Origin of the sequence: Pseudomonas taiwanensis (genome assembly GCF_013393345.1) — a bacterium.
Classification (GTDB): Bacteria; Pseudomonadota; Gammaproteobacteria; order Pseudomonadales; family Pseudomonadaceae; genus Metapseudomonas; species Metapseudomonas resinovorans_C.
On record NZ_QJRF01000073.1, the window covers coordinates 72,824 to 90,126 of the forward strand.

General features: G+C 65.4%; 14 protein-coding genes. 11 read left to right on the forward strand and 3 right to left on the reverse strand.

The window, feature by feature from the left end; all coding sequences use genetic code 11:
* Positions 1-62: 62 nt before the first annotated feature.
* Positions 63-1,118, reverse strand: a complete 1,056-nt coding sequence (locus tag DM872_RS25150) for an ABC transporter substrate-binding protein (RefSeq protein ID WP_179061957.1) — start codon at positions 1,116-1,118, stop codon at positions 63-65.
* A gap of 360 nt (positions 1,119-1,478) precedes the next feature.
* On the opposite strand from DM872_RS25150, the gene DM872_RS25155 reads away from it, so the two are divergent.
* On the forward strand, positions 1,479-2,738 hold the full coding sequence (locus DM872_RS25155) for an acyl-CoA dehydrogenase family protein (protein ID WP_179061958.1): 1,260 nt from the start codon (positions 1,479-1,481) through the stop codon (positions 2,736-2,738).
* Between the two features lie 129 nt (positions 2,739-2,867).
* Positions 2,868-4,181 (forward strand): metal-dependent hydrolase family protein, encoded by a 1,314-nt coding sequence (locus DM872_RS25160; RefSeq protein WP_179061959.1) that lies wholly within the window; start codon positions 2,868-2,870, stop codon positions 4,179-4,181.
* 768 nt (positions 4,182-4,949) lie between these two features.
* Here DM872_RS25160 and DM872_RS25165 read toward each other — a convergent pair.
* Both DM872_RS25165 and DM872_RS25170 read right to left on the reverse strand, forming a co-directional pair.
* Complete coding sequence (locus tag DM872_RS25165) at positions 4,950-5,693, reverse strand: class II aldolase/adducin family protein (RefSeq protein WP_179061960.1); 744 nt, start codon at positions 5,691-5,693, stop codon at positions 4,950-4,952.
* Between the two features lie 57 nt (positions 5,694-5,750).
* Positions 5,751-5,900 (reverse strand): hypothetical protein, encoded by a 150-nt coding sequence (locus DM872_RS25170; protein WP_179061961.1) that lies wholly within the window; start codon positions 5,898-5,900, stop codon positions 5,751-5,753.
* A 121-nt stretch (positions 5,901-6,021) separates the two neighbouring features.
* Here DM872_RS25170 and DM872_RS25175 point away from each other — a divergent pair, with 121 nt between their 5' ends.
* The 9 genes from DM872_RS25175 to DM872_RS25215 all read left to right on the forward strand — a co-directional run.
* Entirely contained in the window at positions 6,022-7,182 is a 1,161-nt protein-coding gene (locus DM872_RS25175) for an LLM class flavin-dependent oxidoreductase (protein ID WP_179061962.1), read from the forward strand.
* A 16-nt stretch (positions 7,183-7,198) separates the two neighbouring features.
* A complete protein-coding gene (locus DM872_RS25180) occupies positions 7,199-8,251 on the forward strand; it encodes an ABC transporter substrate-binding protein (protein WP_179061963.1) in 1,053 nt (350 codons plus the stop codon).
* A gap of 30 nt (positions 8,252-8,281) precedes the next feature.
* Positions 8,282-9,340: an ABC transporter substrate-binding protein gene (locus tag DM872_RS25185; RefSeq protein WP_179061964.1), complete on the forward strand. Its 1,059-nt coding sequence runs from the start codon at positions 8,282-8,284 to the stop codon at positions 9,338-9,340.
* Positions 9,341-9,681: 341 nt separating this feature from the next.
* Positions 9,682-11,940 (forward strand): TonB-dependent receptor, encoded by a 2,259-nt coding sequence (locus DM872_RS25190; RefSeq protein WP_179061965.1) that lies wholly within the window; start codon positions 9,682-9,684, stop codon positions 11,938-11,940.
* Between the two features lie 373 nt (positions 11,941-12,313).
* Positions 12,314-14,779, forward strand: a complete 2,466-nt coding sequence (locus DM872_RS25195; RefSeq protein WP_179061966.1) for a TonB-dependent receptor plug domain-containing protein — start codon at positions 12,314-12,316, stop codon at positions 14,777-14,779.
* A 284-nt stretch (positions 14,780-15,063) separates the two neighbouring features.
* Positions 15,064-15,627 carry an FMN reductase gene (gene msuE / locus DM872_RS25200; protein ID WP_179061967.1) on the forward strand — a complete coding sequence of 188 codons (564 nt, stop codon included), beginning with the start codon at positions 15,064-15,066 and terminating at the stop codon, positions 15,625-15,627.
* Positions 15,628-15,653: 26 nt separating this feature from the next.
* The gene (locus DM872_RS25205) at positions 15,654-16,469 is read left to right on the forward strand and encodes an energy transducer TonB (RefSeq protein WP_179061968.1); all 816 of its coding nucleotides are present in this window, start codon (positions 15,654-15,656) and stop codon (positions 16,467-16,469) included.
* A gap of 15 nt (positions 16,470-16,484) precedes the next feature.
* Complete coding sequence (locus DM872_RS25210; protein WP_179059515.1) at positions 16,485-17,192, forward strand: MotA/TolQ/ExbB proton channel family protein; 708 nt, start codon at positions 16,485-16,487, stop codon at positions 17,190-17,192.
* Between the two features lies 1 nt (position 17,193).
* On the forward strand, positions 17,194-17,303 hold a 110-nt coding region (locus tag DM872_RS25215), incomplete at its 3' end, for a biopolymer transporter ExbD (protein WP_179059514.1).

Consider the following 17,303-nt stretch of genomic DNA (forward strand, 5'->3'; position numbering starts at 1 on the left):
TCGCAGGCTCCACCCATCCTACGGAGGTAATTCGTAGGATGGGTGGAGCGGGGCGATACCCATCAATCCCTGCGACGTACCGCCAGGAGTTCATTCGCAGCCTGCAACGGCCTCGGGTCCACCCACCCGGCGATGTCGAAATCCCGCTCCAGGAAACCATGCAGGTTGAGGAAGTCCTTCTGGATTCCCAGGTACTCCAGGCGCTGTTCCGAGAGATCCGGCGCCAGGGTGGTGTGGAAGTCGTCGCGGTAGGCCTCGGCCACACCCTCGCTGCCGGCGCGGGTTTCCAGTTGCAGGATGCTGTGCAGGGCATCGCGGTTGTCGCTGGCCCACTCGGCGGCCCGCAGGGTCTGGGCAAGGAAACGCACCACCAGGTCGAAATGCTCATCGAGCAGGCTCTGGTGAACCGTGATCGGCCTCGGCGTGCCGTTGTTGATGCGGTAGCGCGGCCCGGCCACGCGATCCAGGTCAATTCCGACCACCAGCCCCAGGCGCCTCGCGGCATCTGCAGCGGATGCGCCCTTCACGTACACCGCATCCACCTCGCCACGCACCAGGTGATCCAGCCCTGACCACAGACGCTGCAGGCCCTCTTCCGGCGTGCGCGCCTCCGTCTGGTCCAGCAGCGCCACCTCCACCAGTTGCACATCGTCGAAGCCCAGGCCCGCCAATGCCAGCGCCCCCTTGTAGCCATGCAGGCTCATGCCCCGCGCGATGCTGCCGCCACGGCTGTCCGACCAGGCCGGCAACGCCAGCCGTTTGCCCTTCAGGTCAGCGGGGCTGCGAATGCCGGAGTCGGGACGAACCAGGATGGTCTGCCATTCCTCGATCCAGGTCAGGCCGATCAGCCGACTCGGCGCGCCCGCCGCACGGGCCACCAGCGCGGGGATGTTGCCGCCTTCGCGGAAGAGCCCCGGCAGCTCGTGGTCGTAATGGTGACGCCCGAGTTGGCGGGCCCCCTGCAGGGTGGACACCGGCAGGCCGTCAGAGGCGAACTCCTCGGTCAGCCAGCCGAGCTTGTAGGCGATGCCCGACGCTGTGGGCACCGGGCAACGGGTGAACCAGATCTGTTCGAGGGTGGATGGGCGAGCGGTAGGGGATGCTACGGCGATAGTCATGAGGCACTCCGGATTGAATGAACGATGCGGCCTTCAATGGCCGTTACGCCTGCATCGCAATGCCTGTGCCAAGCGCCCCAAGGCCCATGACTGAAGGCCTCGTGCAAGCCGGTCGATCCCATCGGTGCTGTCAGGCCAGCAGCACTGCGCAGGCACTGCTGGCCTTGAAGCAATCGCCACTCCATCGCTGCTGCCAGAGCAGCAGGCGATTGCTCGCCAGCACTCGTCGCATGGCGTGCAAGCCGCGCCGTCAGAGGCTTTCATCCCATTCGCGGGCCACTGGCACAGAAGCTGCTCAAGCCATTGCGACCGCCCGGCATGACCGGGCATGCAGATGGATGAATCGACAGAGGTGGAATCATGAGTACGGCCGAACGCAGCCTGGCTACCGGCGAAGCGCCCAGCGCGGTGCGCATCCTGCGTAACGAGGCGGAAGCCCTGGACGCGGCCCGGGAGGTGGCGAAGGAAATCGCCGAAATCGCCGCAGACCCGGCACGCAATGGCGAACTGCCGCGCCGCCAGGCCGAGCTGTTGTCGCAGAGCGGGATCACTGCCATTGGTGTACCCAAGGCCAATGGCGGTCTCGGCGCGTCGGTGGAGACTATCGTGGAAACGGTGCGGATCATCTCCGTGGCGGACGGCGGCGTCGGCCAGTTGCTGCAGATCCACAACGTCATGCTGCGTGGCCTGCTGACGTCCAATTACCCGCAGGAAGTGCGTGAGCGGGTGATCGCCGATGTGCTGGCGGGCAAACGCTTCGGCAATGCGCTGGCGGAAGTCGGCGGCAAGAACAAGTTCGCCCTCAAGACCCGCGTGGAGCGCCGCGCCGACGGCAAACTGGTGCTCAACGGCAGCAAGTTCTACTCCACGGGCTCCTACCTGGCGGAATGGATCTCCCTCACGGCAGCCTCCGACGACGGTGGCGTCGGCGTGCTGCTGAACCGCGACACCCCCGGCCTGGCACTGGTGGACGACTGGGAGGCCTTCGGCCAGAACAACTCCGTCAGCGGCACCGTGATCTTCAACGAGATCGAACTGGACGAGCGCTATGTCTCGCGCCGTGAAGGCCCGATGAAGCGCACCTGGCTGAGCTTCCCGCAGATCCTCCACGCAGCCATCGATACCGGCATCGCCGCCGGTGCCCTGGATGCCGGGGTGCAGTACCTGCGCAACCAGTCGCGCCCCTGGGTCGAGAGTGGTGTGGAGAACGCCAGCGAAGAGCCGCACATCATCCGCCAGATCGGCGAATACGCCGTCGACCTGCGCGCTGCCGAATCCCTGCTGCGCGACGCCGCACGCGTGTTCGACCGCCAGGACCAGGACCCGGAGAACAAGGAACTGCAGGACGAGCTGATCCTCTCCGTGGCCACCGCACGCGCGCACTCCGACAGCGCCTCGCTGAAGATTTCCAGCGACATCTTCTCCCTGCTCGGGGCCAGCGCCTCGCTGACCAAGTGGAACCTCGATCGCTTCTGGCGCAATGCGCGGGTCCACACCACCCACGACCCGATCCGCTGGCGCCTGCACCACGTCGGAAACTACTACCTCAACGGCGTGGACCCGGGCGAATACACCGCCATCCTCGACGCCAAGCAAAAGGAAGGCGCTACCCGGCGCTGATTGCCACCTCCTCTCCCTACGGCATGCCGTGCGAAAACATCGCCCGGCAGTTTTCATACAGCCTTATCGAGCTCCCTTTCCCGCCGCCATGTTCATGCCATGGCGCGCGGGCTTTTCATGGATCGGAAAATGTCATCGCTACTCGCCAATGCCATTCGCAACAGCCGCCAGCTCATGCTGGCTTCCTCCGCCCTGCTGCTCGCCGGGCTCGCCCAGGCTTCCGAGGCCGAGGCGCCCAAGGCACCGCCCGCGCCGCCTGAGCTGCTGGCCATCAAGGCCGCCCACCTGGTCGACGTGAACACCGGCAAGGTGCTGGACAACCCCGTGGTGCTGGTCGAAGGCGACCGGATCAAGGCCGTCGGCCAGGGCTTGGCGATTCCGCCCGAAGCCCGTCAGCTCGATCTTGGCGACAGTACCTTGCTGCCTGGCCTGATCGACTTCCATGTCCACCTGGGCGGTTTCGGCCCGCGCATCGGCACCGCCCGTGGTGCCCTGGCCGGCGCGAAACAGGCCAAGGCCACCCTGGAATCGGGTTTCACCAGCCTGCGCAACATGGGCGGTCGTGCCTACACAGGCATCGCCCTGCGTGATGCCATCACCGATGGCGACATTCCCGGCCCACGCATCTTCGATGCCGGCACCCTGCTGACCACCACTGGCGGCCATTGCTCGGGCCAGGTCAGTACGCCCGAAGAGGACCAGGACGGCCCGGGCGTGGCCAACGGCGCCGAGGCCTTCGAGCGCAAGGTCCGCCAGCAGTTCAAGTACGGCGCGGACTTCATCAAGGTCTGCATCACCGGCGGCTTCATGAGCGGCACCGACCCACGGGTGACCCAGTTCAGCGAGGAAGAGCTGAAGGCCGTGATCGACACCGCCCACCGCTACCGCAAGAAGGTCGCGGTGCATGCCCACGGCGCCGATGGCATCCGCCTCGCCGCACGCCTGGGCGCGGACAGCATCGAGCACGCCTCCCTGGTGGACGACGAAGGCCTGAAGCTGCTCAAGCAGAAGAACATTCCCATCGTGCCGACCCTGGCCATCGACAGCCTGGCCCTGGAGCACGCCGTGGAAGCCGGCGCCAACCAGTACAACCTGGCCGTGCTGAAGCAGACAGGCACCATTCACAAGCAGAACATCGGCAAGGCGATCAAGGCGGGCATCCCGATCCTCTATGGCACCGATGCGCCCATCACCCCGCACGGCACCAACCCGGTGGAATTCCACTACCTGGTGGAAGCCGGCCTGACACCGCTGCAGGCGATCCAGGCGGCCACCGTCACCCCGGCGAAATGGCTGGGCGCCAGTGAAGACATCGGCAGCCTCGACGCCGGACGCTTCGCCGACATCATCGCCGTGCACGCCGATCCCCTGGCCGATATCCGCGTGCTGGAAAAGGTCCAGTGGGTGATGAAGGGCGGCAAGGTCTACAAGAACGAACTTTGATACCCACGTGTTCGTAGGTTGGTCTGAGCTACGCGAAGCCCAACAATTGCCTACTCCGACGTTGGGCTTCGCTTCGCTCTGCCGCAACCTACAAAGGCGAGCATCACCCAGCACCGCAAGCGGGCCTGCCAATTCCGTAGGTTGGGCTGAGCTACGCGAAGCCCAACAATTGCCTGCTCCGCCGTTGGGCTTCGCTTCGCTCTGCCGCAACCTACAAAGGCGAGCATCACCCAGCACCGAAAGCGGGCCTGCCAATTCCGTAGGTTGGGCTGAGCTACGCGAAGCCCAACAATTGCCAGCTCCGCCGTTGGGCTTCGCTTCGCTCTGCCGCAACCTACAAAGGCGAGCATCACCCAGCACCGCAAGCGGGCCTGCCAATTCCGTAGGTTGGGCTGAGCTACGCGAAGCCCAACAATTGCCAGCTCCGCCGTTGGGCTTCGCTTCGCTCTGCCGCAACCTACAAAGGCGAGTATCACCCAGCACCGAAAGCGGGCCTGCCAATTCCGTAGGTTGGGCTGAGCTACGCGAAGCCCAACAATTGCCAGCTCCGCCGTTGGGCTTCGCTTCGCTCTGCCGCAACCTACAAAGGCGAGTATCACCCAGCATCGAAAGCGGGCCTGCCAAATCCGTAGGTTGGCGTAGAGCGCAGCGAAACCCAACGTTGCGGGGTCCGGTTTGATCGTTGGGCCTCGCGTAGCTCGGACCAACCTACGTTCACGTCTGAACCATGAAAAAGCCCGGCATCTGCCGGGCTTTTTAACTGCTGCATCAAGCTGCCTGTTCCAGCAGCTTGCGGCCCTCGTCCCAGAGGCCGGTCATTTTCCATTGCTGTTCCAGCACGCCGGGGCCGAACTCCTGGGAGCCGCCGAGGTTTTCCGCCAGGGCCTGGAAGTAAGCGCCCTCTTCCACCAGCAGGATCAGCCTGGCCACCGGCAGGATGCCTTCACCCCAGAAGGTGGCGCCGCCGTTGGCCTCCAGCAGGCCCGGAGTGTGCGGATTGGCCTTGATGGTCTCGACGATGAAGGACGGCTCGGACTGGCGGCGGTCGATGTAGATCGGCAGCTCGCGGGCCAGGGTCACCCGCTGCGACGCGGCATAGCGCAACGGCAGCACGCGATGGGCACCGGCCCAGCCGCCGAGGTACGGCGTGTGCACGTGGACCACCAGGTTGACCTCCGGACGCTCCTTGAACACCAGCGCGTAGCGCTTGCCACTGCCGGCTTCCTTGCTGGCCTCCAGGGCGCTGCCGGGGGCGAGGTTTTCGTCCAGGTGGACGGTGCCGTCATGGCTGACCACCGAGGCGCGGATGCTCTGGTCATCGGCCCAGGGGCTGGGTGCGCGCAGGGCGATCACCAGGTCGCTGGAGGGCACCCGCAGGTAGGCCTGGAGCGTGTTGGTCGCGGTGATAGTACGGGTCTCCTTCAGCACGCGGAAGGCTTTCTCGAAATCACGTTTGGCCTGCACCACCTGGTCGCGGATGACGCTGTCGAGGGCTTGGGATGTCTGGGTCATGGAAGCTGTCCTGTTTCTGTCCGGGAAGGGTCGCAACGGTCCTCCGTTGCCGGCCGTTTACACGGCGTAGAAGCCACAGAGCAGGACTTGTGCCAGCACCTCCAGCCCGCGCGGCGTGCGGGGCCGGTGCTGGCCGCTGGCGCAATCTGCTGCCTGCCAGACAGCGGTTGCTGGGCGACTGCTGCTGGAGACGCAATCGGCATCCACTGTCTTCCTCCGCCAGAGCCGAAAGCCGCAGATGGCGGGCGCTCCAGCCGGACCAGGAGGCGTGGCATGGGGGTTGCTATTCCTGGATACAACTTGGCAATTCCAACCCTCAGGAGCTTACATGAGCACCGAATTCTTCTGGCGCCTGCCGCTGGGCACCGACGGCCCCCAACTCAGCACCGACAAGCACAACCGCGGTAATTCGCTGCGCCGGCCGGGCGATATTGCCCCGGGCCTGCTGCCCGACGGAACGCCGGATGACTTCACCTACATCGACTACATCGCCCAAGTGGCGAAAGCCGCCGAGCTGGCCGGTTTCGAGGGCGCCCTGCTGCCCACCGGCCCCGAGCCGTGGATCGCCGCCGCCGCACTGGCTCGCGAAACCCGCCGCATCAAGTTCCTGATCGCCTTCCAGGCCACCTGGACCCTGCCGGCCTACGCCGCGCAGCAGGCCGCCATCCTGCAGAACCTCAGCCGTGGCCGCCTGGAGTGGAACATCATCACCGGTGGCAATCCGGCCAGCCAACGCGCCAACGGCGACTTCCTCGAACACGACCTGCGCTACAAGCGCACCGGCGAGTTCCTCGACATCATCCAGGGGCTCTGGGAGAACGAGCGCTTCTCCTACGAGGGCGATATCTACCGCCTGGACAACGGCTCCCTGCCCCAGGGCCTGCACAACGAACGCAAGCCCGGCGTGTACTTCTCCGGTTTCTCCGACGCCGCCCTGGACGTTGCGGCGCGTCACGCCGACGTCTACCTGAACTGGGCCGAGCCCGTGGACAAGCTGAAACCGCACATCGAGCGCGTGCGTGAACTGGCGGACAAACAAGGCCGCAGCGTGCGCTTCGGCCTGCGCGTAGACCTGTTCGCCCGCGAAACCGAGGAGGCCGCCTGGCGCGACCTGCGCAACCAGTTCGAACGCCTGGAAGGCAAAGGCAGCTCGCTGGTCAAGCAGTTCACCAGCGGCTCCGACTCGGTCGGCGCCGCCCGCCAGACCGCTTACCACAAGGACATCAACGGCTTCGACGACCTGATCCTCGGCCCCAACCTCTGGGCCGGTTTCGCCAAGGCCAAGCCGGGGCCGACCGTGGGCCTGGTGGGCAGCCACCAGAACATCGCCGAGCGCCTTGCCGAATACCGCGACGCGGGGTTCTCGACCTTCATCCTGGCCGCCAACCCGCACCTGGAAGAAGCCCTGCGCATCGGCCAGGAAGTGCTGCCGCTGCTGCGCACACCTGCCGCGCAACAAACCAGTTCACCCCTCAAAGCCACCGCCTGACGCCAAGGAAGACCTCATGAGCCAATCACTCGATACCCTCTGGTACACCCGTTGCCCGGTGCCCACCGGGCTTGGCATCGCCGTGCAGAAAGGCTGGCTGGAGTCCAGCGTCGGCGCCCTCGGCACCCGCATCCAGTCGCTGCGTGAGTCCGAAAACCAGGCCGTGCGCGAATCCCACTTCGATCACACCCTGGCCAACTCCGTGCGCCATGGCGGCAACATCCCCGCCATCTGGGCCCGTGCGGCCGGCCGCGATACCCGCGTCATCGGCCTGTCCTGGGCCGACGAGGTGCAACTGATCCTGACCCGCCCAGACAGCGGCATCCACAACGTGAAAGACCTCAAGGGGCGGCGCTTCGGCCTGCCCGACTGGGCCGGTGCACAGATCGACTTCACCCGTGCCCAGGCCCTGCGCGGCCTGGAAAACGCCCTCAAGCTGGAAGGCCTGGAAGTGAAGGATGTGGAGCGCGTGGACTACCGCTACGGCGGTACCTTCAGCGACCAGCAGGTGCAGGATGTCGGCGGCACCCCGGTCAGCGCACGCCGCGCCGAGGGTCGCAACGCCGAGCTGGTCGGCCTGTTGCGCGGCGAGGTGGATGCGATCTTCCTCAAGGGCGCCCATGCGGCCCAACTGGCCCATGAGTTCGGCCTGCGCACGGTCATCGACACCGGCTCCCACCCGGAGCCGCTGATCCGCTCGAACAACGGCACGCCGCGCACCCTCAGCGTGGATTCCAACCTGCTCGACCAGCACTTCCCGGTCGCCGTCGGCATCCTCGATTCGGTACTGCGCGCCGAAGCCTGGGCCGGTGCCCACCCCGAGGACACCCGCCGCTACCTGGCCAAGGAAACCAACAGCAGCGAGTACTGGGTCAGCCAGGCCTACGGCGAGGACGCCCACCTGCGCCTGCGCACCGCCCTGGACGAAACCGCCATCGCAGCCCTGCAGGATTTCACCGACTTCCTCCACCGCTGGCAGTTCACCGCGCAACGTTTCGATGTCCGCCAGTGGATCGATCCCCGGCCGCTGGAAGCCCTGCGCAACGCAAGCGCCGCCCTGGCGAGCTGACCGCCCCGAACCCGAGAACCGAAACTCCCCATGAGCAATTCACTCGATACCCTCTGGTACACCCACAGCCCGGTTCCCACCGGGCTTGGCATCGCCGTGCAATCCGGCCGCCTGGCCGAGGCATTCCGTCCTTTCGGCACCAATATCCAGTCCTTGCGCGAATCCAGCGAACGGGAGGTGCGCGAGGCCCACTACGACCATCACCTGCCCAACTCCGTCCGCCATGGCGGCAACATCCCGGCCATCTGGGCCTACTCCAGTGGCGTGCAGACCCGAGTGCTGGGCCTGTCGTGGAGTGATGAAGTTCAGCTCATCCTCACCACCGAGGACAGCGGCGTGCGCAGCATCCGCGACCTGAAGAACCGTCGCTTCGGCCTGCCCAAGTGGGCCAACGTGCAGATCGACTTCACCCGCGCACAGGCCCTGCGTGGCCTGGAGAATGCGCTGCGCCTGGAAGGCCTGTCGGTTTCCGACGTGGAGCTGGTGGACTACCCCTATGGCGGCACCTACAGCGACGAACAGAAGCAGCACCTGTACGGCGCCGAAGTGAGCCTCGGGGTGAGCCGCGTCAGCCGGCGCAACAACGAACTCATCGGCCTGCTGCGCGGCGACATCGACGCCATCTTCCTCAAGGGCGCCCACGCCGTTCACCTGGCCCATGAGTTCGGTCTGCGGGTGGTGGTCGACACCGGTTCCCACCCGGATCCGCTGATCCGTTCCAACAACGGCACGCCGCGTACCCTGACCGTCGACCAGCATCTGCTGGAAAACCACTTCGATGCTGCGGTCCGTATCGTCGATACGGTGCTGCGCACGGAGCAATGGGCCTGGGCCAACCCGGACGAGACCCGACGCTTCCTGGCGCGCGAGCTCAATACCAGCGAGTACTGGGTGGCCACCGCCTACGGGGAAGATGCCCATCGGCGTCTGCGCACCACACTGGACGAGCGTTCGATCGAAGCCCTGCAGGACTTCACCGACTTCCTCCATCGCTGGGAATTCATTCCCCGCCGCTTCGATGTGCGCGACTGGATCGACCTGCGCGTATTCGAACAAGTCATCGGCGCCACCTCTCGCCTGGCGGTCTGAAGAAAAGTTGCTGCTGCAGGAGCAGCAGCAACAACTTCACTGCTGCGAAATCAGCACTTCCCCAGCAACGCTACTGAAACTTCCGCAAGCCACTTCAAGTTCTCTGCGCGATTAATCCAGCGAACACATTAGTTGGCTTCGCGGAAACCTCAAGCAGCCTCTATAAAGCCGCTTAACCACGCTATTTCATTGCCTTATAGCCTATTTTTAAGGTGATTTAGAGGTACTGATAGAAACTTGGCACAGTCCCTGCTCAATAACTTCCAGGCAGTCGGCAAGACACCAGACAAGTCCACTTCAGAGTGTCACGCCTACAACTTTTAGATTAATTGGGAGGGACCATGCATAAACTCAATCCGATCACCCGGGGCATATGGGTTGCCCTGCTTCTGACAGGCGCCTCCAGTGGCAGCCAGGTATACGCCGCCGAACCGGCCAAGGTCGTGCAGGGTGAAGAAGCGCGCACCACCGCACTGAAGACGGTGACCGTCACCGCCCAGCGCCGTGAAGAAACGCTGCAGGAAGTCCCGGTTGCCGTATCCGCCGTGGATGGCACCAGCATCACCGCCGACGGCGTGCGCGCCATCGGCGATATCACCACCTTCGTCCCCAACGCGTCGGCCAAGAACCCTGACGGGGACGGCCGTCCGCGCTGGTACATCCGCGGCCTGGGCACCGGCGATACCGGTGCCGCTACCGTCTACCCGGTGGGCATCTATGCCGACGACGTTTACCTGAACGCGCCCATCGCCGGCGGCGGCCCGCTGTATGACCTGGAGCGCATCGAGATCCTGCGCGGCCCGCAGGGCACGTTGTACGGCAAGAACACCACGGCTGGCGCGGTGAACATCATTTCGAAGAAGCCTGACTTCGACACCGACGGCTACGGCACCGTCGGCTTCGGCAGCAAGAACGAACGCATCCTCACCGGCGCCATCGGCGGCAGCCTGGTGGACGAACGCCTGGCCGGCCGCGTTGCCCTCTACTCCGAGGAGCGCGATGGTTTCACCAAGAACCTCACGGCCGACCAGACCTACGGCGACGTCAACAAGAAGGCCTTCCGCGTGCAATTCCTCGCCCAGCTGACGCCGGACCTGGAAGCCCTCTGGAAGATCCATGGCCGCGAATTCAAGGGCGACGGCAGCAACGGCTCGCTGCCCATCGGCACCTACTACAACGTCGGCTACGTGCGCCCCCACGGCAGCAAGATCGAGCTGAACGTCAACGAAGACTACAAGCTCGACCACGACGGTTCTTCGCTGACCCTCAACTGGGACCTGGGCGGCTACAAGTTCACCTCCATCACCGCCTACGACTACATCCGCAACCAGTCGCTGACCGACGCCGACTACACGCCCTTCGAGGTCAACGGTCGCACCGACACCGACAACGAGTACAACCAGTATTCCCAGGAATTCCGCCTCTCCTCGCCGCAGGATAGTTCGCTGCGCTGGCTGCTCGGCGCGCACTACTTCCATGAGGACCTGGACAGCGCGCAGGTTCGCCAGATCCTGCCGGGCACCAGCCCCAACGGCACCGGCACCAACCAGGTCGGCACCGTGTACCGCGACCTCAGCTACGACCACAAGACCGACAGCTACGCGCTGTTCAGCAACGTCACCTACGACTTCACCGAGCGCTTCAGCGTGACCGGTGGCCTGCGCTGGACCCAGGAAGAGAAGGACATCGACCTGGACCTGGTGCAGCTGCGTCGCGTCAACGGCGCACTGGTGCCGGTACTGGGCGCCGACAACAACGGCAACAGCCAGAAGGACAAGACCTGGGATGCCTGGACCTACGACCTGACGCCCGAGTACCGCATCAACGAGAACCTGCGGGTGTTCTTCCGCTATGCGCACGGGTTCCGTTCCGGCGGCTTCAACACCGGTCTGTCCGGCGGCCTTTCCGGCCTCACCACGGTGGACCCGGAAGAACTGGATGCCTACGAAATCGGCCTGAAGTCGGAGTGGTTCGACGGTCGCCTCACCGCCAACGCCAACGTCTTCTACTACGACTACACGGACATCCAGGTGAACCTGCTGACGGTCAACAACGGCGTGCTCACCACCGCCCTTACCAACGGCGCCGCCGGCGAAGTCAAGGGTGCGGAGCTGGAACTGGAAGCCCAGCCCACCGACCGCCTGCACCTGCGTGCCGCGCTGTCGCACCTGGACACCGAGTACACCGACTTCAAGAACGTCAACCCCACCACCGGCGCGGTCACTGCCGACTACAGCGGCAACCGCTTCGTGCGTTCGCCGGAGCAGGTGGTGTCCCTCGGGGCCGACTACACCATCCCCCTGGATGGCATCGGCAAACTGGTGGCCGGTGGTGATGTCAGCTACCGCGGCAAGGAATACTTCCTCGCCGACCGCCAGAGCGAAGACACCCTCAGCCAGCCCCATTACACCCTGGCCAACGCACGCCTGACCTGGTTCTCCCCGGACGACCAGATCAGCGTCACCGGCTTCGTCAACAACGTCACCGACCGCCGCTACCAGGTCCACGGCCGCCCGAACGGCGCAGTGGGCAGCGGCCAGTACGTGATCACCTACGGCGACCCGCGCACCGTGGGCGTGAGTCTGACCAGCCGCTTCTGACCGGCGGGCAAGGCAAGCAAAAAGGGGCTGCAGCGATGCAGCCCCTTTTGCATTGGCAGACGTCCGCTGATGGGTATCGCTTCGCTCCACCGCATCCTACGGAACCGGGCCGTACCCCCCGTAGGAGCTGGCTTGCCAGCGAAGGGGCCCGGTTCGCCAGCAAGCTGGCTCCTACAGGTTGCTGCCCCGCTGCTTCCCGGCTGCTTGAACTGAGCCAACGCCCTGCTTGCCATCCAACACACCCATCTCAAATCGTTGAATTTATTACGTTTTTACACATGGCACAGCCATTGCTCAAAGGCAGGAACAAGAGGCGCGAACAAACGCCCCGCTTCACCTAATCAGGATTCCTTGCCAACAGGGGTAATAACGGATGTTTCGCTTCAACCAACTGGCCAGCGCCATTGCGCTGGTTGTCGCCAATGCCTGGATTCCGGTCCAGGCCGCTGAAACCGGCGCTGCCGCCAAAAGCAATGATCAACTCGACACGGTGGTGGTCGTCGGTACCCGCCGCAGTGACGTCACCGCACTGGAAAGCGCCGCGCCCGTGGATGTGTTCTCCGGCGAACGACTTCAGGAGACCGGTGCCAGCGATTTGTCCGGCGCCCTGACCGCGCTGTCGCCATCCTTCAACTTCCCGCAATCGCCCCAGGGCGCCTTCGCCGGCTCCATCGCCCAGGGTGCTTCCTTGCGTGGCCTGGCGTCGGATCAGGTCTTGGTTCTGGTCAACGGCAAGCGTCGCCACACCAGTGCCAACGTCACCCGCCAGAGCCTGGTCAACGGTCGTGGCGCCGCCGCCGTCGACCTCAGCCTGATACCCCTCACGGCCATCCAGCGCGTGGAAATCCTGCGTGACGGTGCCGCCGCCCAGTACGGTTCCGATGCCATTGCCGGGGTCATCAACATCGTCCTCAAGAGCGCCGACCAGGGGGGCAACCTCGGTTACCGCTTCGGCGGCTACAACAAGGGCGACGGCCTGCAGCGCAAGGCCAGTGGCTGGAAAGGTTTCGAGCTGCCCAACGACGGTTTCCTCAACCTCTCCTTCGACGCCGGCAGCCAGGACCCGGCGAGCGACACCAACCCCGACAACCGGATTTTCTACCCCGGTTCCACCAGCACCAACACACCGCGCGAGCAGAACAACCCGAACCGCACCTGGCGCTGGGGCTCGGGCAAGGTCGAGGACCAGTACAACCTCGTCGCCAACAGCGAGATCGGCCTGGGCGGCGGCCTGAGTGCTTATGGCTTCGCCACCTACGCCCACAAGAACACCGATGCCGAAAACTTCTTCGACCCACCGACCACCCTGCGCAACAACTACGGCAGCGTGGCCCTGGCGCGCTACCCGGACGGCCGCGTGCCCATAACCCGCTACCGCTTGGAAGACTATGCGGCCACCGGCGGCCTGCGCTTCGAGGACGAAGCCCTGGGCAACTTCGACCTGGCGCTCAGCTACGGCGACAACGAGGTGGAGTCCACCGACCACAACGCCATCAACCCCAGCTGGGGTGCGACCAGCCCCGAGTCCATCTACACCGGCACCCGTGATGCCGACCAGACCAACCTGACCGTCGATTGGGTACGGGATTTCCCCACCGATCTGCTGGTCAAGCCGCTGACCGTTTCCGCCGGTCTCGCCTGGCGACAGGAAAACTACGAGCTGAGCGCTGGAGAGGCCGCTGGCTGGCAGAACGGGCCGCTGTTCAACACCGTCGACCCGATCACCGGACGACGTCTACCCGGTTACTACTCCGGCATCACCAATGTCGACGCCGTGTCGCTGGATCGCGAAGTCTGGGGCGCCTATGTCGATCTCGAAGGCCAAGTCACCGACAAGCTCCAGGCCGGCGTTGCGGTGCGCTCCGAGGACTACTCGGACTTCGGCGGCACCACCAACGGCAAGCTGTCGCTGCGCTACGAGTTCACCCCCGAAATAGCCGCACGTGCCACCGCCAGCACCGGCTATCGCGCGCCGTCACTGGTACAGAGCGGCCTGTCGTCGTTCAGCGTGCAAGTGGTGGAACAACCACCGGGCAGTGGCAACTGGGTGGAAGTGCAGCAACGCACCCTGCGCGCCGACAGCCCCGAGGCCGCGCTGCTGGGTGGTAAGCAACTGGACCCCGAAGAATCCACCAACTACTCGCTGGGCCTGGTGTGGCGCCCGCTGCCCAATGCGTCTTTCACAATCGACGCCTACCGCATCGACATCGAGAACCGCATCACCCTCTCCGACCAGTTGCCCGCCTCGGTGGTGGCGCCGATCTTCGCCGGCACGCCCTACTCCAGCATCCAGAGCGCGGCCTTCTACACCAACGTCGCCGATACCCGCACCAAGGGCGTCGAGTTGACCGGCAACTACCTGTGGGACCTGCGCCAGTTCGGCCGCCTGAACCTGAATGCCGGCTTCAGCCAGACCGACACACGCATCACCAAACTGCGTGACGTCGGCAGCATCAAGGGCTCGCAGATCATTGGTCGGACCACCCAGGGACTGATCGAGGACGGTACCCCGGAGAACAAGCTCACCCTCAGCGCCACCTGGCTCTATGAGGGCTGGGGCCTGACCCTGGCCCAGCGCCGCTACGGCGAATGGCAGGCGCGCAACGCCACCAACCCGGCGCTCGACCAGACGTTCAGCCCGCAGTGGGTGACCGATCTGGACCTGTCCTACACCTTCGAGCAGGGCCTGAAGCTGTCGGTGGGCGCCATCAACCTCTTCGACAGCCATCCGGACAAGCTGGAAGGGCCGCAGCTCTATGGCGTGCCCAAGTACAGCATCACCTCGCCGGAAGGTGCCCAGGGGGCGTTCTACTACACCAGCGTGAGCTACGACTTCTGACGCCATCATGTAGCTCGCGAACGTGCATGTTCGCGAGCAAGCTCGCTCCTACGGATTTCCCCCACCAAGCGGTGGCGGACCCTGTAGGAGCGAGCTCTGCTCGCGAATGCGGATTTTCTCCGACGCACGCGGCACGACTGCTGCCACAGCAGCAACGCTCCAGCAGCCAAGCTGCTCGTATTCCAACACCCCCGCCTGCAACCCGCGTATTTACTGGGCTTGAGCGCCTGGTACGGCTCTTGCTCCTGACAATTCCACCTTTGCAACACCATCAGGAATTCGCCATGAGCACTCCCATCAAAGTGGTCGCCATCACCGGTAGCACCTTCCGTCCTTCCCGCACCCTGGTCCTGACCCAGGCCATCGTCGCCGAACTGGGCCAGCACCTGCCCATCCAGACTCACCTGATCGAACTGGGCGACATCGCCCGCTCGGTCGGCGGCGCCCTGTCCCGCAAGGAACTGCCGGAGACCGTCGAGCATGAACTGCGCGCCATCGAATCCGCCGACCTGCTGGTGGTGGCCACCCCGGTCTATCGCGGCACCTACCCGGGCCAGTTCAAGCACCTGTTCGACCTGATCGACCAGAACGCTTTGATCGACACGCCGGTGCTGCTCGCCGCCACCGGTGGCAGCGAACGCCATGCGCTGGTCCTCGACCACCAGCTGCGTCCGCTGTTCAGCTTCTTCCAGTCGCTGACGCTGCCCATCGGTGTCTACGCCTCCGAGGCCGACTTCGACAACTACCAGATCAGCAGTGACGCGCTGAACGCCCGCATCCAGCTTGCTGCCGAACGCGCCGCTCCGCTCTTCGGCGCGGTGCCCGCACCGGCTCGCAAGATCGCCTGAACCCCATCGACAGGAGTTGTCAGGCGATGAGTAACGCCCTCCATGCCCCCTCCCACGCCGATGCACGCTGGTCGGGAGGGTCGTGTCCCGCAGAAGTCCGCGACCTTGGCGTCCAGGTACGCCAGGCGCTGGACCGCACGGTCTTCCGCAGCCCCGGTGGCAGCCGCGTGCTCAGTCGCCGCGAGGCCTGGCTGCTGGGCGCCTTCGCCCTGGTGCTGCATGGCGCCGTGCTGCACTGGCTGAGCCAGAAACCCACGCCGCCGCTGCCGGAAGTGCCGCCGCAGATTCCGCCCATGACCATCGAGTTCACCGCCCCGGCCCCGCCCGTGGTGGAACCGCCACTGCCGGAGCCGCCGCCGCCCGTGATCGAGCCGCCGCCCCCGGTGGTCGAGGAGCTGGCCGTGAAGCCGCCACCGCCCAAGCCGGTGGCCAAACCCAAGCCGAAACCGCAACCGCCCAAGCCCGCGCCGAAGCCGGCTCCCAAGCCGGTGGAACCGCCGCCCGCGCCGCCCAAGGCCGAAGCCCCGCCCGCGCCGCCGGTACCACCTGCGCCGGCGCCGGTGACGCCGCCCTCGGCTAATGCCGGCTACCTGAAGAACCCGGCGCCCGAGTACCCCGCCTTCGCCCAGCGGCGCGGCTGGGAGGGCACCGTGCTGCTGCGCGTGCATGTGCTGGCCAGCGGCTTGCCGAGCGAGGTCCAGGTGCAAACGAGCAGCGGCCGCGAGCTGCTCGACGAGGCTGCGGTGCGCGCGGTCAAGCGCTGGACCTTCGTGCCGGCGAAACAGGGCGAGGTCGCCCGCGACGGCTGGGTCAGCGTGCCCATCGATTTCAAATTGAACTGATCAGAGGAAGACTCCATGGACCTGTTAACCAATCCCTTCGCCTCCATCGAGCACCTGGTGATCTGGCTGCTCATCGGCTTCTCCGTCGTCACCTGGGGCCTGGCCCTGGTCAAGGGCATCCAGTTCGCCCGCCTGAAGCGCCGCGACCGCCAGTTCCAGAAGCGCTTCTGGAGCGCCACCAGCCTGGACAGCGCCGCCGAGCAACTGCAGCAACATGCCGGGGCCGCCGCCCACGTGGCCCACGCCGGCTTCGCCGCGATCCAGGTGCAGGGCGGCCAGCCCGGCGACCTGAGCCAGGCGATCAACCACCAGGACCGCCTGGAGCGCGCCCTGCGCCAGCAGATCCAGCGCGAACGGCGTTCCCTGGAATCGGGCCTGGCGGTGCTCGCCTCGATTGGTTCCACCTCGCCCTTCATCGGCCTGTTCGGCACCGTCTGGGGGATCATGGAAGCCTTGAAGGGTATCAGTGCGGCCGGCTCGGCCAGCCTGGAAACCGTCGCCGGCCCCATCGGCGCAGCGCTGGTCGCCACCGGCGTGGGCATCGCCGTCGCGGTGCCGGCGGTGCTGGTTTACAACTACTTCCTGCGCAGCCTGAAGCTCACTGCCGCCGACCTCGACGACTTCGCCCACGACTTCTACCTGCTGGCGCAGAAGAGCGCCTTCAAGCTGCTCGTCAATCCGGCCCCGGCGCGTGCCGCCGGGGCCGTGAAGGAGGCCTCCTGACATGGCCTTCTCCACCCAGGACAACGACGAAGTCCTTTCCGAGATCAACGTCACCCCGCTGGTGGACGTGATGCTGGTGCTGCTGGTGGTGTTCATCGTCACCGCGCCGCT

Excerpts from the sequence above, each read along its gene's own strand:
- DM872_RS25150 (WP_179061957.1), bottom strand. The coding sequence starts at position 1,118 with ATGACTATCGCCGTAGCATCCCCTACCGCTCGCCCATCCACCCTCGAA.
- DM872_RS25155 (WP_179061958.1), top strand. The coding sequence starts at position 1,479 with ATGAGTACGGCCGAACGCAGCCTGGCTACCGGCGAAGCGCCCAGCGCG.
- DM872_RS25160 (WP_179061959.1), top strand. The coding sequence starts at position 2,868 with ATGTCATCGCTACTCGCCAATGCCATTCGCAACAGCCGCCAGCTCATG.
- DM872_RS25165 (WP_179061960.1), bottom strand. The coding sequence starts at position 5,693 with ATGACCCAGACATCCCAAGCCCTCGACAGCGTCATCCGCGACCAGGTG.
- DM872_RS25175 (WP_179061962.1), top strand. The coding sequence starts at position 6,022 with ATGAGCACCGAATTCTTCTGGCGCCTGCCGCTGGGCACCGACGGCCCC.
- DM872_RS25180 (WP_179061963.1), top strand. The coding sequence starts at position 7,199 with ATGAGCCAATCACTCGATACCCTCTGGTACACCCGTTGCCCGGTGCCC.
- DM872_RS25185 (WP_179061964.1), top strand. The coding sequence starts at position 8,282 with ATGAGCAATTCACTCGATACCCTCTGGTACACCCACAGCCCGGTTCCC.
- DM872_RS25190 (WP_179061965.1), top strand. The coding sequence starts at position 9,682 with ATGCATAAACTCAATCCGATCACCCGGGGCATATGGGTTGCCCTGCTT.
- DM872_RS25195 (WP_179061966.1), top strand. The coding sequence starts at position 12,314 with ATGTTTCGCTTCAACCAACTGGCCAGCGCCATTGCGCTGGTTGTCGCC.
- msuE (WP_179061967.1), top strand. The coding sequence starts at position 15,064 with ATGAGCACTCCCATCAAAGTGGTCGCCATCACCGGTAGCACCTTCCGT.
- DM872_RS25205 (WP_179061968.1), top strand. The coding sequence starts at position 15,654 with ATGAGTAACGCCCTCCATGCCCCCTCCCACGCCGATGCACGCTGGTCG.
- DM872_RS25210 (WP_179059515.1), top strand. The coding sequence starts at position 16,485 with ATGGACCTGTTAACCAATCCCTTCGCCTCCATCGAGCACCTGGTGATC.